Origin of the sequence: Methanoregula sp., from assembly GCF_050010295.1 — an archaeon.
Classification (GTDB): Archaea; Halobacteriota; Methanomicrobia; order Methanomicrobiales; family Methanospirillaceae; genus Methanoregula.
This window is the reverse complement of record NZ_JBEKLH010000001.1, coordinates 233,659-256,826: the sequence shown is the minus strand read 5'-3', so window position 1 is coordinate 256,826 and position 23,168 is coordinate 233,659. Positions and strand designations below refer to the sequence as shown.

Genomic DNA, 23,168 nt, shown 5'->3' with positions numbered 1-23,168 from the left:
GAGGAGGGGAAGTGAGGAAAAAGCAATGGATAAGAAACCGATCGGACAGAACTTTTTCATCCCGATGCCTGTCGTTCTCGTGGGAACACAGGTGAACGGAAAAGACAACTTCATGACCGTGGGCTGGTGTGCCCGGGCGAACGCGAACCCGCCGATGATAGTCTGCGGGATCGGAAACCACCATTACACTCCGAAAGGGATAACGGAGACAAAGACGTTCTCGGTGAATATTCCCTCATCGGACCTTCTCGAGAAGACCGACTACTGTGGTCTCGTATCCGGTGCGGTGACCGACAAGTCCCGGGTGTTTGACGTGTTTTATGGTCCGCTGAAGACAGCCCCGATGATCATGGAATGCCCGGTCTCGCTCGAATGCCGGCTTGTCCAGACCGTCCTCCTGCCGACCAATACGCTTTTCATCGGTGAAATTGCAGGAGCATATGCGGATGGCAGGGTGATGAAGGACGGGAAGCCGGATTTCCCGAAGATCGACCCGCTCATCCTGACGATGCCCGACAACCGCTACTGGACCCTCGGGAAGTATGCCGGTGATGCATGGAGTGCCGGGAAGAATCTGGTTAGGGAGTGATGAGATGACAAAGGTTGTTGCATTCAACGGGAGCCCGCGGCCGGAAGGGAACACCAGTCTCCTGATACGCCAGGTGCTGCAGGAACTCGAAAAGGAAGGGATCACGACGGAACTCGTACAGGTCGGCGGCAAGAAGATCCGCGGGTGCACTGCCTGCATGAAATGCTTCGAGAACCGGGACAAGCGGTGCGTCATCCCTGACGACATCGTGAACGAGTGTATCGCGAAGATGGCCGCCTCGGACGGAATTATTCTTGGGTCCCCGGTCTATTTCATGGATGTCACTGCCGAGATGAAGGCCCTGATAGACCGGGCCGGCTTCGTGTCGATGGCTAACGGCGGCCTGTTCCGGCGCAAGGCGGGTTCCGCAGTGGTTTCTGTCCGGCGTGCCGGGGCCGTGCATACCCTCGACTCACTTCTCCATTTCCTGCTGATCGGCGGCATGGTCGTCCCGGGCCTGCCTCCCATCGGGGTGGGGAAGAACATCGGGGATGTCACGAACGATGAGGAAGGACTGGCCTGGGCACGGGATACCGGGACGAATATGGCATGGCTTCTTTCACTGATGAAAAAGGCCGGACCTGTTCCTAAAAAGGGGAAAAAATGCTGACCGTATGCCCGACTACAAATCTATGGAGTGACCCCCATGACCACGATACTTGTTGACCAGGATCTCTGCAACCGCTGTGGGATCTGCTCTGTCGTCTGCCCGGTGGCGGTTGTTACCCCCGCCGATGAGAACACCCTGCCGGCAGTGAACGATGCTGTCGCCGGCATATGTATCCGGTGCGGCCACTGCGAGGTCTCTTGCCCCACGCAGGCCCTCCTCCTGAACGACCGCCCGGATGAGAAGGTGCTCCTCCCGGGCGGTGCCGGAACGATCTCTTCCTGGGATATGGCCTCCTACCTCCGGAAACGCCGGTCCGTGCGCCACTTCACCAAAGATTCAGTGTCAAAGGAGACGATCCTTGAGATCCTCGATATTGCCCGGTATGCCCCCTCGGGAGGCAACGGGCAGCCGGTGCAGTGGATTGTCGTTCACGATCCGGAGAAGGTGAAGAATATCGCCGGATTGACCGTCGCGTGGATGAAGACCCTGCAGGACACGGGCCACCCGATGAGCGGCTATATACCCACCCTGCTCCGGGCATGGGATAGCGGACGCGACGTCATCTGCCGCGGCGCCCCGCACCTCCTCTTCGCCCACATACCGGAGGGCAACCCGGTTGCATCCGTGGATGCCATCATCGCCCTTACCCACGTCGATATCGCTGCCCCGGCATTTGGCATCGGGACCTGCTGGGCCGGTTTTGTCGCAATGGCTGCAGCATCCTCTGAGCCCCTCCGGAAGGAGATCGGAATCCCAGCCGGACGGAAATGCGCCTATGCGATGATGTTTGGCCACCCGCAGTACAAAATCTACGGGATCCCCCGCCGGAAACCCCTTGAGGTAACATGGCAGTAAACCTGCCGGACCTGAAAAAACAGGAAGGAACACGACCATGAAAGTTCTTGCAATTAACGGAAGCCCGAGAAAGACGTGGAATACCGCGACCCTGCTCCGGAACACCCTTGACGGTGCAGCTTCTCAGGAAGCAGAAACGGAACTGGTCCACCTCTATGACCTTGACTACACCGGCTGCACCAGCTGCTTTGCGTGCAAACTGAAAGGCGGGAAGAGCTACGGGAAATGTGCCGTGCAGGACGGGCTGACCCCCGTTCTTGAAGAGATACCGGATGTTGACGCCCTCATACTCGGCTCCCCCATCTATTTCGGGACAGTGACCGGCATGATGCGGTGCTTCATGGAGCGGCTCCTCTTCCCGTACCTCGCGTACACCAGCCCTCCCTCGTCCCTTTTCAAGGGAAAGATCCGGACCGCGTTCATTTACACGATGAACGTATCGGAACAGCTGATGAAGGAGTACCATTATACCGTGCATACCGGTCTGAATGAAAACGTTCTGAACCGCACGTTCGGGCATGCCGAATCCCTCTTCTCCTTCGAGACCCTCCAGTTCGAAGACTATGAAAAGGTAGTCTTCAGTTATTTCGACCCGGAGGAGCGGAAGGTACGACGCAGGACCGTCTTCCCTCAGGACTGCAGGCGGACGTTTGAACTGGGAGTGAGGCTGGGAAAAGCCCGGTGAGCCGGGTACACGCCCATTCCGGATATACGAGGTGTTTTTGTGCAACGAATGCGTTTTGTATGCGTTCACGCCGCTTGCGTCAAGGCCCCTTATATATTCCCATCAGGACCCCTAACCCCCCGGGGGTCCCGTCCATCCGCGTGAAAAAATGCCCGCCCCCTCACCATGTCCTCGTGGGGGTACTCCTCCCCCCTCAGAGAATTCGTCCGTCGTGAGCTCATGGATCTTTGTCAGATGTACATTTGATAATCAATTGTACATTTGACTGTCAAATGTACATCTCACTCACCCGTTTCGCGGTTTGATCTCGGTGAGCTGCAACGCGAGCTCACCATTGGGAGTGATCCGGTAGTATTTCTCTCTCCTGCCGCAATCCGCGCCGGGTACATCCCGGATCATATCCAAGCTCGCAAGAGTATTGAGCAGGCTTGACAGCGTCCCCTGGCTGAGCCTGGGTATAATGGCCTTTTTTCCTGTGTTCACATCGGTCTTGCCGGGGACATTCGGGATGACGTTCACCCCCTTCTTCCGCACCGGCACATAGAAGGATTCCAGCTGGGTGAAAATATAATGACGGGGCAGCACCCTGCCCGAAGCCTCCTGTTTTCCCGGTTTGCGTGCAAGGGTCTGGAGGATCCGGATGTAGTTCGGGTTTGCAGCCACGTTCACCGCAGGTATCTTCGGCACCGCAAGTTTTGCGTTCTCTGCCCCGTTCTTCCGCCCGCCAAACGCATAGAACGCGTTCCCGCCTACCCAGAGCGAGATGGCGAAGAGGGCCATGGAAAGATCTTTCGATCCGGCCGTGAGATCGAACGAGAACTTTGCGTCAGGATGCCCCTTCCGGATCTTCATGACAGCATCGCGTGCGGACACGTCAGCCGGTGGTACGACGTACACGAGCGAGGCGGGGATCGAAAGCGTCGCCGAGAGGGATTTGACTTTTGTCACCTCTTCCCGGGCCGCCTCTTTCTGTTCGCGGACAGCGCCTTCGTCCCGGAGGCTGTTGGTATAGAGCTCCGTATCGACAAAGACGAACATCTGCGTGATGTCCGGATAGTCGCGGACGGTTGCGGCATATGACGGGTAGATGTTCTCTCCTGCGCTGATGATGTGGACATGCTCCTGCCGGGCCATGATCAGGGTCGGAGTGCGGAAAATAAAATCCTGTCGTATAATACCCATTATATTTTCAGGGAATTCAGGAAGACCGGCAGTATTCGATGCATGCAACCGGCAGGATCGCACCCTGCCCGTTCATGGCGAAAAAGAGGAGGCAGGGAAATTCTTACTTACCAGCTGATGACTGATCCGTCGAATTTGTACTGCCAGTACCTGCACTCTCCGGCGGCGTACCGGTCTGGTTATTCTCTGGAGTTTTGAAAACTGCTTCCGCCAGTTCCTTGAGCTGGGCAGTAAATGATGACTCGGAATACCCGGTCAGGAACGCCAGTGCACAGTAGAACATGACGGTTTTTGTCGTGAACAGGGTTTCGGCCACAGGCTGGCTGGTCCCGGATAATGTCATGAGCCCACCGGCAATAAAAAAGAATGCAAAAGAACCGTAGACAATGCCGATGAAGGGGCGCATGATATACCACCAGACTGCGTTGAGGTTGAAGTCGTTCTTCAGGAGGTGCTTGGTATACCCGTATATGCTAAAAGCAAGCCCTCCTAGACCGCCGGAACAGGCCACGTAAATGATCAGTTTGGTCATGTCATCTAGCCCTGCAGGGTAGAGCCGTGTCATAATCGCGATCCCTGCGAGGACTATGATGAAGCAGATCGTGTAATACCCGATCTGTCGGATCCTCGCCCGCTCATCATCAGGGTATTCCCGCTTCTGCGGAGTTTTTTCAGTGAGATTTTCTGCCATATCCACCACCCAATTTTTCTTATTTTATATATGTTATCTATGAAGCAGGTTATTATAATATTTTTGCAATGACTCACGGGCCGAAGGAGAATATTATCGGTGATTGGTCGCCGGTAAATGGGATTCCCGGCAGTACGCCAAAGAACCAAAATAGCCAAATCACCGGCCCTGATTATGCGGCTTTTTCTCGCCAATACTAGAATCGATAATGGCTCATACCGTCACAGAGTAACAACGGTATTCCGTTGATGGCTGGGATTCTATTGATTGGCCTCGCTACCCTTATGATCCCGGTAAGGGCGTCGAATACATATTTTCCGTTGAGTTCGAGCCCATCCGGCACATGGTTTTGTATCGAGACTACCGGTGTGATAATATCGCGAGCACATATGCCCCAGATTAATACACTTATCATAGCCTCTCCGCGATCAGGATCTGCGGTACAATGCTCCTTATCAGGAAAAGGGCGTGATTGAAATTCCTTTTTTCCCTGATCCGGCATCATATACCAACGAATTCCAAGGAACGGATCTTTTCGCGTCCTGCTATCCTCCATCTCCTGTTCGTATGAAGGCGCGCTCTTTGTTGTATCCTTCATCCATCCCGTTACGGATAGGTTATCCTGTCCTGTGTTAACCCGGGGAACAAAGTACCGATAATTCCGGAGTGGACTGATGAGAGATGAAAACCATACGGCACTGGATGACTTTCTTGAACGTGGGGCTCAGTGAAGACAGTCTTCGGGACGGACCTGGGGATCTTCTCGTACCGGACAAACGAGGCACGGGAGTTTGGTGAGATGGCGACCAATGGGATACCCCCCTGTCAGGACGCTCCGGGCGGCGACGGGCATGGCTGCAGATCTCCTGCAGAGGGACGCCATTGGCGTACTTACCCCGGGAAGATCTGCTGATATCGTCGCCGTGCCGGGGATCCATTTGAGGATATCGTGGTCACGGAAAGTGTGGATTTTGTCATGAAATGCGGTGTTGTTTGTAAAGAGAGTCGGGACGCCTGTATCCTGATTCCAGTGTTCTGATTTCCTGTCCGTGGTCAGAAAATTAAGGATTCGGCATCTGGAATTTTTTAATCGTGAAAAAGCCCGGAAAACCCATATTTTCGACATCAGAGAAAATCGATCTTTTTTTATATGGGTACACTAATATGTCTATTTCGCATTCCCGGAAATTACCATGCCTGATGTGCTCTACGTTGACGATGAACCAGCCCTTCTGGATCTCGGTAAAACCTATCTTGAACGTTCAGGCCATCTCCAGGTTTATACCGCTACGTCTGCCAGAGAAGCGCTGGAGAAGATGCAGCATCAGGACTATGCCGGAATCATTTCCGATTACCAGATGCCCGGCATGGACGGCATCGAGTTCCTGCGCCTTATCCGGGCGCGTCACAAGAACCTCCCTTTCATCCTTTTCACCGGAAGGGGCAGGGAAGAAGTTGCAATCGAGGCACTGAACAGCGGTGCAGACTTCTATCTCCAGAAAGGTGGTGAACCGACTTCCCAGTTCGTCGAACTTGAATATAAGCTCAAGAACGCCATTGAACGGAAACGGATGCAGGACGAGCTGAAGGAATCACAGCAGCGGATGGCAGATATCATCAATTTCCTTCCGGACGCGATGTTCGTTATCGACCATAGCAACAAAGTGATAGCCTGGAACAGGACGATGGAGGAGATTACCGGGATCCCGAAGGAATCGATCCTTGGAACCGGGGACTATTCCCAAGCCATCACTTGTTATGGGGGGAAGATCCCCCGCATCGTGGATCTCGTCATGAACAATGACAGGACGAATGAATCACAGGCTCCTAACACGGAAAGGAAAGGGGATAAAATCACGTCAGAGTTCCACAGTCCTGCCGTTTATAATGGGAGGGGGGCGCACCTCTGGCTCGTTGCTTCCCCGCTCTATGACACGCAGGGCCGCGTAATCGGTGCAATCGTTGCTCTCCGGGATGTCACCGAACGAAAGGAAGCGGAAGAAAAACTGAACCGCATGAACGAGGACCTGCATGCAGCATATGAACAGCTGACTGCAACCGAGGAAGAGCTGCGCCAGAACTACGACGAGCTCAGCAAAAGCGAACAGGCTCTCCGCCGGAGCGAGGAGCGGTACCGGAACGTTGTCGAGGACCAGACAGAGTTCATCTGCCGGTTCACGCCCGACGGCAAACTCACGTTCGTCAACGAAGCGTATTGCCGGTATTTCGGTCTCGACAAAACCGTATGTATCGGGGCGAAACACTCAGTAGTCATTCCCCCCGAAGACCTGCAGCTGATGAAACAACACCTTTCGGCGTTCACTCCTGAGAGTCCTGTCTCAAGCATCGAGCACCGGATCATCATGCCTTCCGGTGAGGTGCGCTACCAGCGCTGGAGCGACCGTGCAGTCTTCGATGCGAATGGCCGGATCGTTGAATTCCAGTCGGTCGGCAGGGATACGACCGATCGCATGGTCGCGGAAGAGAAGCTGCGGCTCGTCTATGAAGACCTGAATGCAGCATACGAGCAGCTGACCGCGACCGAGGAAGAGCTGCGCCAGAACTACGACGAGCTCAGCAAAAGCGAACAGGCTCTCCGCCGGAGTGAGGAACGGTACCGGAACGTTGTCGAGGACCAGACGGAGTTCATCTGCCGGTTCACGCCGGATGGGAAACTCACGTTCGTCAACGAAGCGTATTGCCGGTATTTCGGCCTGGACAAAACCGCATGTATTGGGACGAAACACACGGTTGTCATTCCCCCCGAAGACCTGCAGCTGATGAAACGGCATCTTTCAGCGTTCACTCCTGAAAACACCGTTGGTATTATCGAGCACCGGATCATCATGCCTTCAGGAGAGGTGCGCTACCAGCGCTGGAGCGACCGTGCAGTTTTTGATACGAACGGCCGGATCATCGAATTCCAGTCAGTGGGCAGGGATACGACCGACCGCATGGTCGCGGAAGAGAAACTGCGGCTCTCGCATGCCGACCTCAATACTGCCTACGAGCAGCTGACCATGAACGAAGAGGAGCTTCGCCAGAACTTCGATGAGCTCAGCAAAAGCCAGCAGGAACTCCGTCTTAGTGAAGAGCGGTACCGGAACGTTGTCGAGGACCAGACGGAGTTCATCTGCCGGTTCACGCCGGATGGGAAACTCACGTTCGTAAACGAAGCGTATTGCCGGTATTTCGGGAAGAGCCGGAAAGAACTTGTCGGCGCTCTGTGCCCGCCCGAGATTCCGAAAGAAGATATGGGGATTGTCAAAGCGCATTTCTCTTCCATAACATCGGCTCAGCCGGTAGCGACTATCGAACACCGGATCCGGATGCCGGACGGCGGGATCCGCTGGCAGCAATGGTCGGATCGCGCCGTATTCGATGAAAACGGCAAGGCGGTGGAGTTCCAGTCCGTGGGGAGGGATATTACCGACCGCAAGCGCACTGACCAGGCACTCTTCGAGGCAAACAAAAAACTCAACCTGCTCTCGGTCATAACCCGGCACGACATCCTCAACCAGCTGACCGGGCTCCATGGATATCTGGGGCTGACCGAAGAAATAATCACGGATCCTGATGCCAGAAACCTGATTGAAAAAGCGATGCAGGCGAGCGAGGTGATCAAAAGCCAGATCCTGTTTACCCGGCAATATCAGGACATTGGCGTAAGGAACCCTATCTGGCAGAATGTCTACAGCTCTGCGATGAACGTATGCCAGGACGGCGTTTTCTCCCATGTTTCCATAGACGAATCCTTATCATGTATCGAGATCTTCGCCGACCCGCTTCTGGAAATGGTATTTTACAACCTTTTTGAAAATGCCGTGATGCACGGCGGCACCGTTACAAGAATATGGGTTACCGGAGAAGCGGCTCCCGACGGTTTCAACCTGATAATCGAGGATGACGGGAGAGGGATCCTGCCTGAAGACAAGCAGAAGATTTTCGGAAAAGGGTTCGGCTCCCATACCGGCCTCGGACTGTTCCTCGTGAAGGAGGTTCTTGCGATCACCTCTCTGGTAATCCGGGAGAGCGGTGAGTATGGCAGGGGCGCCCAGTTCAGGATCCATATCCCGGATGGAATGTTCAGGAAGACCAGGGAACGGGAAGCACGGTAGAGACACGTTCCGGAGCCTGCGGGTCAGCGTGGAATGGAGGATCTGCGATTGCTACCCGGCGCAGACCTGACAGGATGCGGTCGTATGAACCAGTTTTCAGGATAATCGCACAGCGTTCGCACCCGATTCCACAGGGATCTTCGGCCGCCTGAAAACGGCAGTCCCCCTCGTGTCCAGTGGAGGGCTTCGCAGTCATCGTACAGCCCGTGGCGACTTCACGATACTTCGGGCAGGGAAAACCGGAAACAAAAGGCTCTTGGTAGAGAAATAACAGCCGGAATTCAGGTGCAGTTCCGGTCTGAACGATAACCCCCGAGGGGCAACGCAAAAAAATTAGATGAAGAGCGGCACGAGCACGAGCGTCAGGGTGGCGAGGAGCTTGATGAGCACGTGGAGTGACGGGCCTGCGGTGTCCTTGCACGGGTCGCCGACGGTGTCTCCGATGACTGCTGCCTTGTGGGCATCGCTGCCCTTGCCACCGTGGGCACCGGACTCGATGTATTTCTTGGCATTGTCCCATGCGCCACCAGCGTTGTTGAGGATGAGGGCGAGGAGGATGCCGGCGATGGTGCCGACCATCAGGAACCCTGCGAGCGCCTCGTATTTCAGGGTGACGCCGATGATGATGGGGAACGCGACGGCGATGATGCCGGGCAGGACCATATTCTTGAGCGCACCCACCGTGGTGATGTCGATCACGCGGGCGTAGTCAGGCTTCTTGGTCCCTGCCATGATGGCGGGGTCCTTGAACTGCTCGCGGACCTCGGTGATGACATACTGTGCGGTCTTGGAAACGGCCCGGATGGCGAGGCTTGCGAAGAGGAAGATGAGCATTGCACCAAGCAGGGCACCGACAAATACCGGGACCGCTGCAAGATTGACGGTGGTAAATGGCTTGGAGATGAGGTGGGCCACGTCGTTCATGTACGCGTTGAAGAGCAGGAAGACGGCGAGCGCTGCGCTGCCGATTGCATACCCCTTGGTGAGCGCTTTCGTGGTATTGCCCGCGGAGTCGAGCCGGTCCATGCGCTTGCGGACTGATTCGGGGGCCTGGCTCATCTCGACGATACCGCCAGCGTTGTCGGCGATGGGGCCGAACGTGTCCATGGCAAGGACGTAGGCACAGACCGAGAGCATGCCAATCGTCGCTACGGCAGTACCATACAGCCCGCCGCTGGCAATACCGCTCATGGTACCGAGTGCGTAGGAGGTGAGGAGGGCGAGGCCGATGACGATCGCCGGGATGGCGGTGGTCTCAAGCCCGACTGAGAGTCCGGAGATGATGTTGGTCGCTGCTCCGGTCTCTGACGCGTCGGCTATCTCCTGCACGGGGCGGTAGTTGTGATCGGTGTAGTAGAGCGTCACCCGGAGGAAGACAACCGACATCACGATACCCACGAGACCGGCGTAGAAGAACCAGATGTTCCCGAGGAGCCACATGGTGCCGATGTAGAAGAAGATAGCGGCGATGATGGCAGTGATATAGTACCCGCGGTTGAGGGCGACCATCGGATCGGCGTCGTCCTTTCCGCGGACGGAGAGGATGCCGATCATGCTTGCGATGAGGCCGAAGGCGCACATCACGAGCGGGAAGAGGATGCCGTTGATGCCGAAGACCGGGAAGAGCGCCACACCGAGGATCATCGCACCGATGTTTTCGGCTGCGGTTGATTCGAACAGGTCAGCGCCACGCCCGGCACAGTCGCCTACGTTGTCACCGACAAGGTCTGCGATGGTCGCGGGGTTCCGGACGTCGTCCTCAGGGATACCTGCCTCGACTTTGCCCACAAGGTCTGCTCCGACGTCAGCGGCCTTGGTGTAGATACCGCCGCCGAGCTGGGCAAACAGGGCGACAAACGACGCACCAAAACCGAACCCGACAATGATGAACGGGGTCTCGGTCGGGTTTGCACCAAGGGCATAGAAGGTGAGCGAGACACCGAGGAGCGACATCGCGGTTATGATCAGCCCGGAGACCGCACCGCCCCTAAAGGAGATGTCGAGCGCTTTTCCGGAGCTGGTCTGTGCGGCCGATGCCGTGCGGACGTTTGCACGTACTGCAATGGACATGCCGATGATGCCTGCCATCGCACTACAGAACGCACCGAACAGGTACGCAAGGGCAGTGTCGATTGCCAGCTGCTGCTGACCCGAGATGAAGTACACCGCAAAGATGACCACAGCGAGTATGATTGCCAGGATGGCAATAGTCGAGTACTGTCGTTTGATGAATGCTTCTGCACCCACCCTGATTGCATCCGCGACCTCGCGCATCTTCGGCGTGCCCTCATCCTGAGAGAGGACACTGCGTGCGAGGAATGCCGCGACGATCAATGCAATAACGCTTACAATAACCACAAATGGTAACGCGAATTCAAACATTCCCAAACCCTCCTGCCATGCTGCCCCTGCTCCCGGTTGCGACTAGACGACCGAACCCCGACTGAATGAACAGCCGGAACCGGGACGCGGGACAGACACATCAGGTATCATGTATTGGCATCAGCAGTAACCTGCTCAAATGATCCAAAGGAAGGTGCAATGGCTCCGGGGCTCACCCCGCACTCGTCCATATCCCATCCTAAGAGATTATTAGTACATTTTTGAAACATTAAACTTTTATCCCCACCTGAACTATCAGCAGAATCTGCACCAGACCGCGCACCAGGTCACGGAAATATGTTCCTGAATCTCCGGCATTTTTCGGAATTCCGGTGGATTCTCTTTTTCCGGTCCCGGCCATTTTCCGGCACAATCCTGTTCTTTGAAAGGGAACTACGGGGGCGTGCACAATTCAATATGATTAATAATGAAAAATTCCCATATTCAGAGAGGGTGGATAGTTCGTGCAGATTTCGCAGTTTTTAGTGTTCCTCATTCTGTTCCCGTTAATTACGGCGCTGTTCATGGTACTTGTGCGGCGCGATGCGGATCGCAACTGGATCGTCAGGATTTCCGCAATGGTTATTGCCCTGATAACGCTGTACCTGCTTTTCGTCGCATTTGATCAGGGATCGCTCTATTTCGCGTTCGGTTCCGAACAGGTCGGGCAGCTCATGTTCGTTATCGAGCTACTGCTTGCAGTGTTCATCCTGTACCTGGGTGTAAAATACCGTAAATCCTTCACCGTCGCCCTGATACTGGTCCAGGCGGGCCTGCTCATATTCTTCGAGACCGGCCTTATCCCTGGAATTCATCCGGTCAATAACCTCTTCATCGACCAGTTCTCGATCATCATGGCGTTGATCATCGGGATCATCGGAAGCCTCATCTGCGTGTACTCTCTGGGTTACATGGACACGTACCACCAGCTTCACCCTGCAATCAAAGACCGGAGGAACCTGTTCTTTTTCATCATGTTCGTCTTCCTTGCAGCGATGTTCGGCCTCATCTTTTCCAATAATCTCATCTGGATGTTCTTCTTCTGGGAGATCACCACCATCTGTTCATTTGTCCTGATCGGGTATTCGCAGACACCGGAAGCCACCAACAATGCGTTTCTTGCCCTTTCCATGAACCTTCTTGGGGGAGTTGCGTTCATGGCTGCACTGGTCTATATCGCCCTGATGGACCCTTCCGGCAGGCTGTTTGAACTCAATACCCTCATAACCTCGGGATACGTCATAGCTCTAGTCCCCGCAGTCCTCATCAGCTTTGCCGGCATCACCAAAGCTGCCCTGATGCCGTTCTCCTCCTGGCTTGTCGGGGCAATGGTGGCACCGACACCGGTCTCGGCCCTGCTGCACTCGAGCACCATGGTGAAGGCCGGTGTGTATATCATTGTCCGGTTCGCACCGGTCCTGTCCGGGACTCCTGAAGGTCTCATGATAGCGCTCGTGGGGGGCATCACGTTCCTCCTCGCCTCCTGTATTGCCATATCCCAGAGTAATGCAAAACGGGTGCTTGCCTATTCAACGATCGCCAACCTCGGTTTGATCGTTGCATGCGCAGGAGTAGGGACCTACAACCTCATGTGGGTCGCGATCCTTCTGATCATATTCCATGCCATCGCAAAATCGCTCCTCTTCCTGTGTGTCGGTACGGTCGAGCACAGTATCGGCAGCAGGGATATCGAGGATATGGGGGGGCTCATCGAACGCATGCCGAAGGTCGCTCTCATGATGTTCATCGGCATGGCCGGGATGTTCCTCGCACCCTTCGGTATGATCATCTCCAAATGGGCAGCCATCGAAGCCTTCACCGCGGCACCGTTCGGCCTCGTCTTCATTACCATCCTCGCCTTCGGAGGGTCGGCAAGCCTCTTCTTCTGGAGCAAGTGGATGGGGAAGATCATCTCCGTTATGCGGAACCAGGTAAATGTCGAGGGCAGCATAAAAACGGAGATGTGGGCGGTCTTATCCATCCTTACCGCACTTGTCGTTGTCGTCGCCCTCATCTTCCCCCTGATATCGTCGATGCTGATTGAGCCGTTCGTGATGCATATTTATGGGGAAACAACCCGTCTTGCGCAGGCAAACCTCACCATCATGATCCTGATGCTGGCACTCCTGATGATCATGCCATTTTCCATGCTCTTCCAGCGGCGCGACCAGATCCTTACGCACCCGTACATGGGAGGGAGGCCGACGGTTGGAGAGATGAAGTTTGCAGGATCGATGGGTACGACCCGGGACCTCGTCCTCTCGAATTACTACATGCGGAATTATTTTGGTGAGGAAAAACTCTTCATGATCGGAGTCCTGCTCTGCTGGGGCCTCGTGCTCATTGCCGGTGTCATGCTTGCGGGGGTGATCCTGTGATTGACGAACCCTGGTCCTCCCTCCTCAGTGCGGCAGTGTACATCCTCCTTGCCCCGGTGATAGGCGGGCTCGTTGCCGGGATCGACCGGAAGGTGACCGCCCGGATGCAGGGGCGGGTCGGACCGCCGGTAATCCAGCCATTCTACGATGTGGGCAAGCTCTTCGAGAAAGAGAACCCGGTGGTGACGACGACCCAGAACTTCTATGTACTGAGTTACCTTGTCTTCATGGTGGTCGCGGGAGCATTGTTCTTCTCGGGAGGGGACATGCTGCTCGTCATATTCGCGTTTACGCTCTCGCACATATTCCTCGTGCTCGGGGCCTACGCGTCGTACTCTCCCTACAGCCATATCGGGGCGGAACGCGAGCTCATCCAGATCATCGCCTACGAACCGATGATCATTTTCACGGCGGTAGGGATGTACATGGTCACCCACAGTTTCAACGTGAGCGCCATCGTATCGTCCGGTATACCCATCATCATGTTCCTGCCCGGCGTCTTCATCGGCTACCTGATCGTCCTCACGATCAAGCTGAGGAAGTCACCCTTCGACCTCTCCACCTCCCACCATGCGCACCAGGAGATCGTCAAGGGTGTCACCACCGATTTCGCAGGCCCCAACCTCGGGAAGATCGAGATCGCCCACTGGTACGAGTACGTATTCCTGCTCGGGGTGGTCTACCTCTTCTTCGGGTTCAACCCCGTTATCGCTATTGCTGCGATCATCGTCGCCTATTTCCTTGAGATTCTCATCGACAATACGACGTCGCGTGTCAAATGGCAGCTGACGTTGCGGAGTGCGTGGCTTGTTGCAGGGACGCTCGGTATTGTAAACCTCGGAGTCCTCTATTACCTGAGGATGGTGGTCGCACCATGACCTACCTGAAGAAATCTCCCTGGATCATCCACTATGATGCCTCGTCCTGCAACGGTTGCGACATCGAAGTCCTGGCAGCCCTGACCCCCCTCTACGATGTGGAACGGTTCGGGATCGTCAATACCGGTAACCCGAAGCATGCCGATATCTTCCTTGTCACCGGGAGCGTCAATGAACAGAACCGGCAGGTACTCATCAACACGTATGAACTGATCCCGGACCCGAAAGTCGTAGTCGCAATCGGCATCTGTGCTACCTCCGGCGGGATCTTCCGGGAATGCTACAATGTGATGGGCGGCATTGACAAGGTCATCCCGGTCGATGTCTACGTCACCGGCTGCGCAGCCCGCCCGGAATCGATCATCGATGGCGTGGTACAAGGCTTGGGAATTCTTGAATCCAAACGACTGGCAATGGCAGAAAAGAGAGCGGGCAGCCGGGCGAAAGCGGGTGATGCGGTTTGACAACACAGGAACAGACAATCATACCCATCGAAGTCGGAAATCTTTTTGGCGGTGTCGAGCAGTTCAGGAATGAGGGATACCGCCTTGTCCAGATCGGCTGCACGAAAGTCGGCGATGTATTTGAGATCAACTACTCCTTCGACAAGGACTTCGTCTTCAAAAACCTGCGGATCACCGTCACCGCTGAAACGGAAGTTCCCAGCATCTCGGGGATGTACTGGGGGGCATTCGTGTACGAGAACGAGATGCACGATCTCTTTGGTATCCAGGTCAGGGGCATGAATATCGATTTCAAGGGGACATTCATCCGGACCAAGATAAAAAACCCGTTCGGCATACCTAGTGTCACGATAACGAAAGGAGAGAAACCATGACCAAGCAGATCGTCATCCCCTTCGGGCCGCAGCACCCGGTCCTTCCCGAACCGATCCACCTTGACCTCGTCCTGGAGGACGAAAAAGTGGTGGATGTGATCCCCTCTATCGGGTATATCCACCGGGGTTTTGAAAAACTCGTGGAGAAGCGGGAGTATACCGAGTATGTCTATATTGCCGAGAGGACGTGCGGGATCTGCAGTTTCATCCACGGGATGACGTATTGCCAGGGCGTCGAAAAGATCATGAATATCGAGGTGCCCGAACGAGCGGTTTTCCTCCGCACAATCTGGTCGGAATATTCGAGGCTGCACTCTCACCTTCTCTGGTTGGGGTGTTTTGCCGATTCTTTCGGGTTCGAAAACCTCTTCATGAACGCATGGAGGATCCGCGAGCGCATCCTCGATGTCATGGAACAGACGACCGGCGGGCGGGTCATCCAGGGGTCCTGCAAGATCGGCGGCGTGAGACGCGATATCAGCGGTGAGAAACTCGACGAGATGAAAAAGGATCTTGATAGCATCCAGAAGGAGATCGAAGGGCTGACGACCGTGTTCCTCCGGGATGATTCGGTCAGGCACCGAACAAAAGACGTGGGGGTGCTCTCAAAAGAGGATGCATACCATCTCGGAGCCGTGGGGCCCACGGCTCGTGCGAGCGGTGTCGATATCGACCTCCGGAAGACAGGGTATGCTGCCTACGGGAAGCTCAAGCTTGAGACCGTCACCGAGAGTGGGGGGGACTGCTATGCACGGTGTGTAGTCAGGTCAAGGGAACTGTTCACGTCTATGGATATCATCAGGCAGGTGATTGGAAAGATCCCCGAAGGGCCGATCGATGTGAAAGTGACAGGGATGCCGAACGGAGAATATTTCACCCGAGCCGAACAGCCGCGGGGAGAGCTTGTTCACTACATCAAGGGAAACGGTACGAAATTCCTCGTGAGGTCCCGGATCAGGACCCCGACGCTGACCAATATCCCCTCCCTGATCAGGATGCTCCAGGGCTGCGAGCTTGCCGATGTCCCGGTCATCGTGTTGTCCATCGATCCCTGCATAAGTTGTACGGAGCGGTGAGTGCCATGGCATTTTTCGAAATGGTAAAAACGGCATTGAGGACCGTCCTCAACCGCCCGGCAACGATCCTCTACCCGGCAGAGCCTGCCAAGAAGACCCCCATCAGCAGGGGGCACGTCACCATCGACGAGAGTAAATGTATTTCCTGCGGGACCTGTCAGCGGAAATGCCCGGCGCAGGCGCTGGTGGTTGACAAGGAAGAAAAGACCTGGCAGATCGACCGGCTCCGGTGCGTGGTGTGCAACTCGTGCGTCGACACCTGCCCGGTGAAATGCCTGTTCATGGACACCCAGTACTCTGCTCCGGTAACCTCCCGGAGTGTGGAGATAGTCACTATCACGTACGTAAAACCCCCAAAGCCTGAGAAGAAGGACGAGGCAGCGGTATAATACGGCAGAATTGCTGCCGGGATTCGGGTCAATACCGGGTCAAAACCAAATCTCTTTTGAGGTTATCCCGGACCTCTCCAAATCTGAATTGCTCTTCTTTGTCCATCGCGAGCCTGGTACGTCGAGGCTGTTATCTCCCCGGGGGTGGGGGTTTCCGGGAACAGCCTGCCAGCATAATTTAAAAAGGTTTATGTTCTCCTTTGTGGAAGATGAACGTATTTAGCACAATATCAGGAAATACGCAGCCATGTAACGGGAACTGACCAGAAGATCGATACGGTAACCATGCATTCGGCATCCGGAATGTCTGGGTTCGCTGTCTTATCAGGAAGGCCGAGATGACAGATCCTTGCTGTTCTATCCATGCAGTGTCAGTTGTAGATTCCGTTCTTTGCTTTTCACGGTATCCGGGAATGAACCGCCGGAATGTCAGCAGTTCTGCCATCTTTTCAATCCGGGGATCACGTCAAAGGCGTGTGATTACCGATGCCTGACATCGATCTCCTCGTTATATCAGCCCTCGGGATCGTAGCAGTCGTCATGGCAGCTGTTGCCATACTGCAGACAAACCTCATCCGTGCCATTGTCGCATATGCGGTGAGCAGTGCCAGTCTTGCGGCGCTCTTCTTCGTCCTGTCCTCGCCGTACGCCGGAGCCTTGGAACTGACGGTCGGTGCAGGGCTTGTCGCGGTCCTCTTCCTGGTGGTGCTCATACTTACCGGCGGGGAAGAGGAAGAGGTGCCTGCATGAAGGCAAAGACGGCCGGTGCGATCATCCTCGGTGCGGCCTTTCTCCTCCTTTTTCTGAGCGCAGTACTGCCGGCTACCGCTGCCTGGCCTGTCGCCCCCCCTCCAGCAGCAGGACCCGGAGGAGCGATGTGGAGCGGTCGTACGTTCGAGGTTGTTGTACAGGGCTTTCTTATCCTGGCAGGTGTCTTCTCGATCCTCCTGCTCCTCGGCCCTGATCGATCCCGGGGGATGCCGCCGTGATCCCGGGCGGCCCCCTGATCCTTGTCGTCTGCGCAGGCGCGCTTTTCGCGGCCGGGCTTGCGGCCCTGATCTCGCGCACGCACCTGATTAAGCTGGTGATGGGGGTCGAATTCCTTGGAAAAGGGGTCAGTCTCGTCTTTATTCTCGGGGGATACCTCGCCGGTGATACGGGGGTCTCCCAAGCGGTCGTTTTCACCCTGATCGTCATCGAGGCAGTGGTTGCCGGCCTAGCTCTCGCGCTGGTTATCCTGCTCAAACGGACCTGGAAAACGTTCGATAGCGCCTCAATTGCAAGGCTCGTGCGGGGGGGGGACCTCTGATGGACGTCCAGCCGTGGATGCTCGCGCTCATCGTGACGGTCCCTCTTGCCGGTTCCGGCGCGGTAATCCTGTTACGGAACCATCCGGATGCACGTGAAGCCGCATCTCTCGTTTCGGCAATCCTGACGTTCGTCTTCTGTATCCTCTCCCTCCCTTCGGCGTTTGCGACACAGCCCGTGTCCACACCTGCGCTCCAGGTACTTCCCGGGCTAGGTCTCCAGTTCACGGCGGATGCACTGGGTCTCCTGTTTGCGAGCATCGCCTCACTGCTCTGGATCATAACCACGGTCTATAACATCGGATATATGCGGGGGTTGCACGAACATGCCCAGACCCGCTATTATGCGAGCTTTGCTCTCGTCATCGGCGCGGTCATGGGTGTCGCGCTCAGTTCCAATCTCTTCTCCCTTCTGGTGTTTTACGAGCTCATCACGATTGCCACGTATCCTCTGGTCGTGCATACCGAGACACCGGAGGCGTTTGCAGCAGGACGGAAATATCTCTTTTATACCCTGAATGGCGGGATCGCGTTCGTGGGCGGCGCCATGATCCTCTTTGTAACATCGCACTCGCTCGATTTTGTTGCAGGAGGCGCCCCAGGTATTGCGTCCATCGACCCGGGATTCGCCCGCCTCGCCTTCATTCTACTCCTGTCGGGTTTTGGCGTGAAGGCGGCACTCGTGCCGCTGCACGGATGGCTGCCGAGCGCCATGGTCGCCCCGACCCCGGTCAGCGGGCTGCTCCATGCCGTTGCCGTGGTGAATGCCGGGGTTTTCGGCCTCCTGAGACTGATGCTGTACCTGTACGGACCCGGCCTGATGGCCGGGCTGGGGCTCCAGGATCTCGTTATTGCGGCTGCCGTCATCACGATTATCGTTGGTTCCCTGCTTGCCCTGCTGCAGGATAACTTCAAGCTGCGGCTCGCGTACTCCACTATCAGCCAGCTCAGCTACATGGTGCTGGGCGCGGCGGTACTGCTGCCTCCGGGAATTTCCGGTGTTTCCGATGCAGGCAGGGCTGCTGCCGTGATCGGTGCAACTTATGCCTTTGCTGCCCACGCGTTCGGTAAGCTGACCATGTTCTTTGTTGCCGGTGCGGTATCGGTGGAGACCGGGAAGACCGAGATCTCGCAGCTCGACGGTATCGGCAGGAAGATGCCCTGGGAGTTTGCTGCGTTCACCCTCGCGACTCTGAGCCTGGTGGGGCTGCCGCTGATGGCGGGCTTTATTGCCAAGTGGTACCTTTCACTGGGGATCGGTGCGGGGAGTACCGGGGACTGGTGGATACTCCTTATTCTTGTGGCATCGAGCGTCCTGAACCTCGCCTATTTCCTGCCCGTCATTATCCGGGCATTTTTCCGGCCTTCTGAAGGTGAGATACCTCACGTTCGCTGGACGCTCCGCGTGCCGGTGGTGATAACCGCAGCGGGAGTAGTCGTTCTCGGTCTCTGGACCGTTGTCCCGTACAGCCCCTTTGCACTCTGCGCACAGGTCGCTGCAAGCGTGACCCATACCGCCCTTCTCGTTACCGGGACCTTCGCTCCCTGCCTGGCGGTGCCGCCATTCCTGATCTTCCTGATCGGTGCGCCGCTTGTCCTCGCCCTGTCCGGACGCGCCCGGCAGGCCGGTCTTGTCGTGCTGGGAGGCATTGCCCTTGTTGACGTTCTCCTCCTTCCCGGAGGGTACTTCACAGGATCGCTTTCGACCGGCGTGATGCAGTGGAACCTTCCCTTCATGGGGTATACCCTGGCCCTCCTGAGAGTCGACAGCCTCTCGTACCTGATGGGAGTCATCTTTGCCACCATCACGTTTTTTGCCATCCTGTATGCCGCGGTTGTCGCTTCACCCCGCCTCCACCTCTTCGCCCTCCTCTACGCCGGTGCCTCGCTTGGCGTTGTCTTTGCAGGGGACTGGATCACCCTTCTCATCTTCTGGGAGCTGATGGCAGTCACTTCGACGTTCCTCATCTGGCAGGAAGGCGGGGAAGCGATCGGGGCGGGGTTCCGGTACCTCCTGTTCCACGGGCTCGGGGGGGCCCTTCTCGGAGCCGGGGTTGCGCTGCTCTTTGTCGGAGGAGGATCTCCCATCGTGGGGCCGCTTGCCGGGATCCCGGTCGCCAGCTACCAGTTGTGGGCATCGGTCCTGATCGTGCTGGGCATAGGAGTGAATATCGCGTTCATCCCGCTGCATACCTGGCTTCCGGATGCCTACCCGCGTGCCAACTTCATAGCAAGTGTCTTCCTCTGCGTCTACACCACAAAAGCAGCGGTCTATCTCCTCGCACGGGCCCAGCCCGGGACAGAATACATCGCCTTCATGGGGGCGCTCATGGCGGTGTATGGCGTAACCTTTGCGGTCTTCCAGAACGATATGCGCCGTCTCCTCTCGTACCATATCATCTCCCAGGTGGGCTACATGGTCGCCGGCATCGGGATCCTGGGATGGCTGGGTGCAGCAAACGGGATCGGGCAGCTCGGCCTTGACGGCGGCATGGCCCACCTCGTCAACAATATCCTCTACAAGACACTCCTCTTCATGACAGTCGGCGTGATAATATGGAAGACCGGGGAGAACCTGCTCAGCCGCATCGGCGGGCTCCAGAAAAAGATGCCGGTGACCGCCCTTGCATTCTGGATCGCCGCGCTTTCGATCTCCGGGGTCCCGCTCTTCAACGGGTTCGTCTCCAAAGGAATGGTGCTCATGGCAGCGGAGCATGTGAGCATCTGGATCTGGGTGCTCCTTGAGATCGCATCGTTCGGGACGTTCGTATCATTCCTCAAGCTGGGCTATTTCGCTTTCCTCCGGCCCGGGAAGATGGAGGCTTCGGATCCTCCGCTTCTCATGCAGGCCGGTATGCTCGGAATTGCCGCGTTGTGTATCTTGATCGGGATATACCCTGCCGTCCTTTACGGCATCCTTCCCTACCCGACCACCTACGTGGCATATGATCCGGTACTCCTGGGCGGAACCCTCCTGATCCTGGGGAGTGCAGCCCTCTTCTTCTTCACCGTGGGGAAGAGGTGGCTTGAGCCACACGATATCCATGTAAACGATTTTGACACCGTGTACATGGCCGCCGGGCGCGGCATTACCGCGTGTGCCGGGGGGATTCAGGCCGCATTCAGGGCGAGTTACGGTTATGCAGGAGATGCTGCCGATACCCTTACCCTCATCGGAAGATCTGCCATGAGAGCGGAAAACCGCGATATAAACTGGAACCTGGCGGTCTTCGGGAGCGTGCTGGTGGCCGCCCTTGCTCTCGTCATCGTGGAGGTGGGGCGGTGACACCAGTCGGAATTGCGGTTTCCATCCCCCTGACGGTCGCAACAGGTAGTGTCGTCATCTACGCTGTCGCGAAAGTTCTTCCCGTTCACCTTCGCCGCTGGACCGGGGCGCTCACGGCACTGTGGCTTCTTGCGGTATTCTGCCTTCTCCTCTCCATTATGGGGTGGTCTTCTCCCGGCACCCTTCCGTTTATCGGCCTTACGGGGGGGCTCCTCATCACCGGTGTCGGCACCGTTGCAGCGCTGGCATCCCAGGGGAGTCTCGATCCGGAAGGACCGGTGCACCTGTATTACCCGCTCTTCCTCCTTGCGCTTGCCGGTGCGGTGGCGATCGGGTTCTCCGGGGATCTCTTTACCATTTTCGTCACGGTCGAGCTTTCGGCAATTCCGGTGTATGCTCTGTGCGCCTACCGGCACAAGGAAGACCCGGCCGCACTTCCCTCTGCTATCAAGTACCTCATCCAGGGGGTGGCAGGGACCATCACCGCCCTCCTCGGGGTGGCTATCCTGTATACTCAGGGGCATACCTTAAGCCTGTCAGCGCTGCCTGTCGCCCTTGCCGGCGGGGACCAGGTGCTCATCATTTTTGCGGCTGTCCTCATCCTGATCGGGTATGGCGTGAAACTTGCGATCTTTCCGCTGCACACGTGGCTTCCGGATGCCTACAGCCGGGCTCCTGTGGGTGTCACCGCCATCATGACTGGGGCAACGAAGATCGGGGTACTGATCGCGTTATTCCTCTCGCTATCTGCTCTGCCAGGCAGTGCCACGGTCCCCAAAACCGTCGGTATTGTCGTGACATTCTTTGCGGTCATCACGATGACCGCAGGAAACCTCCTCGCGCTCAACCAGCGGGATCTCCGCCGCGTCCTTGCCTATTCAAGCGTAGCCCAGATGGGATACATCCTGCTGGGGTTTGGGATCGGTCTCTTATACAGCCTGCCGCTGGGATTTGCCGCTGGTCTTTTCTATGCCGTCGCGTACGGGGTGATGAAGAGCGGTGCCTTCATCGCAGCCGATGCATTCACGGAACGTGCCGGGTCTTCCGAAACGGCACGGATGAAGGGACTGGGTGCCAGGAACCCCGTTCTGGGCATTGCATTTGCCGTGATCATACTTGGGCTGATCGGGCAGCCATTCACCTGCGGCTTTCTGGGCAAGCTGCTGGTTATCCAGTCGGGCATCGCCACATTCATGTGGGGAGGGATCGCGCTTGGCCTGATCCTCGAACTCAACACCGGCATATCACTCGGGTACTACGTCCCGATCCTGTCAATACTCCTGTTCCCCCGGAGTGAACCAGATCCTACTGACCAGCCGGCAGCAACCAGACCCGGGATTCCCCTGAGTGTCCTTGCAGCAGTGGTAGTACTGGCGATAGCCACGCTCTATCTCGGGATCTTTCCCGAACCGTTCTATGGCTGGATCTCACATGCATCCGGGCAGATCTTCACGTGGGGGGTGCCGTGATGACCCCCCTGGATCTCCTGACCTCGCCGATCCTTGTCCTGGCCTTCGCCCTCGCGGTGGGTTTCCTGATCTATGCGTGGTCCGCTACCATCGCGCCGGCCTTCAGGCCGTCTGCCAACAAGACGATGCCCTATGTCGGTGGCGAAATCGCGGAAGCCCAGACGTTCCGGCCCGGCTACCAGTTCTTCTACGTGGCCCTGTTCTTTGCGGTCGTGCACGTGGCAGCGCTGGTCATCGCGATCGCTCCGCCCGATGCGCCGCTCTGGGGGACGCTGGGGTATCTCCTTGTAATAGCCGTTGCCGTGACCGCACTGAGGTGGGAGCAATGAGCAGGAAGAGACAGATGTTCCAGTGTCTGCCGCGTGGGCAACTTTCAGCCCGTAGCGGCATCACGCCGGCCAACCGGCGTATTGCCCCCATCGTCGGGTTAATATG

General features: G+C 56.6%; 22 protein-coding genes. 18 read left to right on the top strand and 4 right to left on the bottom strand.

All coding sequences use genetic code 11. The features are described from left to right. Positions 1 to 25: 25 nt before the first annotated feature. The 4 genes from ABSB80_RS01430 to ABSB80_RS01415 are packed head-to-tail and all read left to right on the top strand — an operon-like array spanning position 26 to position 2,739. Positions 26 to 589 (top strand): flavin reductase family protein, encoded by a 564-nt coding sequence (locus ABSB80_RS01430; protein ID WP_428367412.1) that lies wholly within the window; start codon positions 26 to 28, stop codon positions 587 to 589. Between the two features lie 4 nt (positions 590 to 593). Beyond that, on the top strand, positions 594 to 1,199 hold the full coding sequence (locus ABSB80_RS01425) for a flavodoxin family protein (protein WP_428367410.1): 606 nt from the start codon (positions 594 to 596) through the stop codon (positions 1,197 to 1,199). Positions 1,200 to 1,235: 36 nt separating this feature from the next. Next, positions 1,236 to 2,054 (top strand): nitroreductase family protein, encoded by an 819-nt coding sequence (locus tag ABSB80_RS01420; RefSeq protein WP_428367408.1) that lies wholly within the window; start codon positions 1,236 to 1,238, stop codon positions 2,052 to 2,054. Between the two features lie 37 nt (positions 2,055 to 2,091). Beyond that, positions 2,092 to 2,739 (top strand): flavodoxin family protein, encoded by a 648-nt coding sequence (locus tag ABSB80_RS01415; protein ID WP_428367406.1) that lies wholly within the window; start codon positions 2,092 to 2,094, stop codon positions 2,737 to 2,739. A 285-nt stretch (positions 2,740 to 3,024) separates the two neighbouring features. Here ABSB80_RS01415 and ABSB80_RS01410 read toward each other — a convergent pair whose 3' ends face one another. The 3 genes from ABSB80_RS01410 to ABSB80_RS01400 form a co-directional block, all read right to left on the bottom strand. Then, positions 3,025 to 3,921, bottom strand: a complete 897-nt coding sequence (locus tag ABSB80_RS01410; RefSeq protein WP_428367404.1) for a hypothetical protein — start codon at positions 3,919 to 3,921, stop codon at positions 3,025 to 3,027. A gap of 103 nt (positions 3,922 to 4,024) precedes the next feature. Next, positions 4,025 to 4,612, bottom strand: a complete 588-nt coding sequence (locus ABSB80_RS01405) for a hypothetical protein (RefSeq protein ID WP_428367402.1) — start codon at positions 4,610 to 4,612, stop codon at positions 4,025 to 4,027. Between the two features lie 196 nt (positions 4,613 to 4,808). Continuing rightward, positions 4,809 to 5,210: a hypothetical protein gene (locus ABSB80_RS01400; RefSeq protein ID WP_428367400.1), complete on the bottom strand. Its 402-nt coding sequence runs from the start codon at positions 5,208 to 5,210 to the stop codon at positions 4,809 to 4,811. A 129-nt stretch (positions 5,211 to 5,339) separates the two neighbouring features. On the opposite strand from ABSB80_RS01400, the gene ABSB80_RS01395 reads away from it, so the two are divergent. Then, positions 5,340 to 5,525, top strand: coding sequence for a hypothetical protein (locus tag ABSB80_RS01395; RefSeq protein WP_428367398.1), 186 nt, complete (start codon positions 5,340 to 5,342; stop codon positions 5,523 to 5,525). Positions 5,526 to 5,805: 280 nt separating this feature from the next. Beyond that, positions 5,806 to 8,730 carry a response regulator gene (locus ABSB80_RS01390; RefSeq protein ID WP_428367396.1) on the top strand — a complete coding sequence of 975 codons (2,925 nt, stop codon included), beginning with the start codon at positions 5,806 to 5,808 and terminating at the stop codon, positions 8,728 to 8,730. 333 nt (positions 8,731 to 9,063) lie between these two features. Here ABSB80_RS01390 and ABSB80_RS01385 read toward each other — a convergent pair whose 3' ends face one another. Next, entirely contained in the window at positions 9,064 to 11,112 is a 2,049-nt protein-coding gene (locus tag ABSB80_RS01385; RefSeq protein WP_428367394.1) for a sodium-translocating pyrophosphatase, read from the bottom strand. 464 nt (positions 11,113 to 11,576) lie between these two features. On the opposite strand from ABSB80_RS01385, the gene ABSB80_RS01380 reads away from it, so the two are divergent. The 12 genes from ABSB80_RS01380 to ABSB80_RS01325 all read left to right on the top strand — a co-directional run bounded on the left by ABSB80_RS01380 (position 11,577) and on the right by ABSB80_RS01325 (position 23,062). Then, positions 11,577 to 13,490, top strand: coding sequence for an NADH-quinone oxidoreductase subunit 5 family protein (locus ABSB80_RS01380; RefSeq protein ID WP_428367392.1), 1,914 nt, complete (start codon positions 11,577 to 11,579; stop codon positions 13,488 to 13,490). Continuing rightward, positions 13,487 to 14,368 (top strand): respiratory chain complex I subunit 1 family protein, encoded by an 882-nt coding sequence (locus tag ABSB80_RS01375; protein ID WP_428367390.1) that lies wholly within the window; start codon positions 13,487 to 13,489, stop codon positions 14,366 to 14,368. The genes ABSB80_RS01380 and ABSB80_RS01375 overlap by 4 nt, the downstream gene beginning before the upstream one ends. Then, positions 14,365 to 14,832: an NADH-quinone oxidoreductase subunit B family protein gene (locus tag ABSB80_RS01370; protein ID WP_428367388.1), complete on the top strand. Its 468-nt coding sequence runs from the start codon at positions 14,365 to 14,367 to the stop codon at positions 14,830 to 14,832. The genes ABSB80_RS01375 and ABSB80_RS01370 overlap by 4 nt, the downstream gene beginning before the upstream one ends. Continuing rightward, the gene (locus ABSB80_RS01365; RefSeq protein WP_428367386.1) at positions 14,829 to 15,206 is read left to right on the top strand and encodes an NADH-quinone oxidoreductase subunit C; all 378 of its coding nucleotides are present in this window, start codon (positions 14,829 to 14,831) and stop codon (positions 15,204 to 15,206) included. The genes ABSB80_RS01370 and ABSB80_RS01365 overlap by 4 nt, the downstream gene beginning before the upstream one ends. Further along, the gene (locus ABSB80_RS01360) at positions 15,203 to 16,282 is read left to right on the top strand and encodes a hydrogenase large subunit (protein WP_428367384.1); all 1,080 of its coding nucleotides are present in this window, start codon (positions 15,203 to 15,205) and stop codon (positions 16,280 to 16,282) included. Before ABSB80_RS01365 ends, ABSB80_RS01360 begins: the two co-directional genes overlap by 4 nt. Before the next feature lie 5 nt (positions 16,283 to 16,287). Beyond that, complete coding sequence (locus ABSB80_RS01355; protein ID WP_428367382.1) at positions 16,288 to 16,671, top strand: 4Fe-4S dicluster domain-containing protein; 384 nt, start codon at positions 16,288 to 16,290, stop codon at positions 16,669 to 16,671. 486 nt (positions 16,672 to 17,157) lie between these two features. After that, positions 17,158 to 17,421 (top strand): hypothetical protein, encoded by a 264-nt coding sequence (locus ABSB80_RS01350; RefSeq protein ID WP_428367380.1) that lies wholly within the window; start codon positions 17,158 to 17,160, stop codon positions 17,419 to 17,421. Next, the gene (locus ABSB80_RS01345) at positions 17,418 to 17,660 is read left to right on the top strand and encodes a hypothetical protein (RefSeq protein WP_428367378.1); all 243 of its coding nucleotides are present in this window, start codon (positions 17,418 to 17,420) and stop codon (positions 17,658 to 17,660) included. The genes ABSB80_RS01350 and ABSB80_RS01345 overlap by 4 nt, the downstream gene beginning before the upstream one ends. Beyond that, on the top strand, positions 17,657 to 17,980 hold the full coding sequence (locus tag ABSB80_RS01340) for an NADH-quinone oxidoreductase subunit K (protein ID WP_428367376.1): 324 nt from the start codon (positions 17,657 to 17,659) through the stop codon (positions 17,978 to 17,980). The genes ABSB80_RS01345 and ABSB80_RS01340 overlap by 4 nt, the downstream gene beginning before the upstream one ends. After that, positions 17,980 to 21,264, top strand: coding sequence for a Na(+)/H(+) antiporter subunit D (locus ABSB80_RS01335; RefSeq protein WP_428367375.1), 3,285 nt, complete (start codon positions 17,980 to 17,982; stop codon positions 21,262 to 21,264). Before ABSB80_RS01340 ends, ABSB80_RS01335 begins: the two co-directional genes overlap by 1 nt. Beyond that, positions 21,261 to 22,733, top strand: a complete 1,473-nt coding sequence (locus tag ABSB80_RS01330) for an NADH-quinone oxidoreductase subunit N (protein ID WP_428367373.1) — start codon at positions 21,261 to 21,263, stop codon at positions 22,731 to 22,733. Before ABSB80_RS01335 ends, ABSB80_RS01330 begins: the two co-directional genes overlap by 4 nt. Then, on the top strand, positions 22,733 to 23,062 hold the full coding sequence (locus ABSB80_RS01325) for a hypothetical protein (protein ID WP_428367371.1): 330 nt from the start codon (positions 22,733 to 22,735) through the stop codon (positions 23,060 to 23,062). Before ABSB80_RS01330 ends, ABSB80_RS01325 begins: the two co-directional genes overlap by 1 nt. The last annotated feature ends 106 nt before the right edge of the window (positions 23,063 to 23,168 follow it).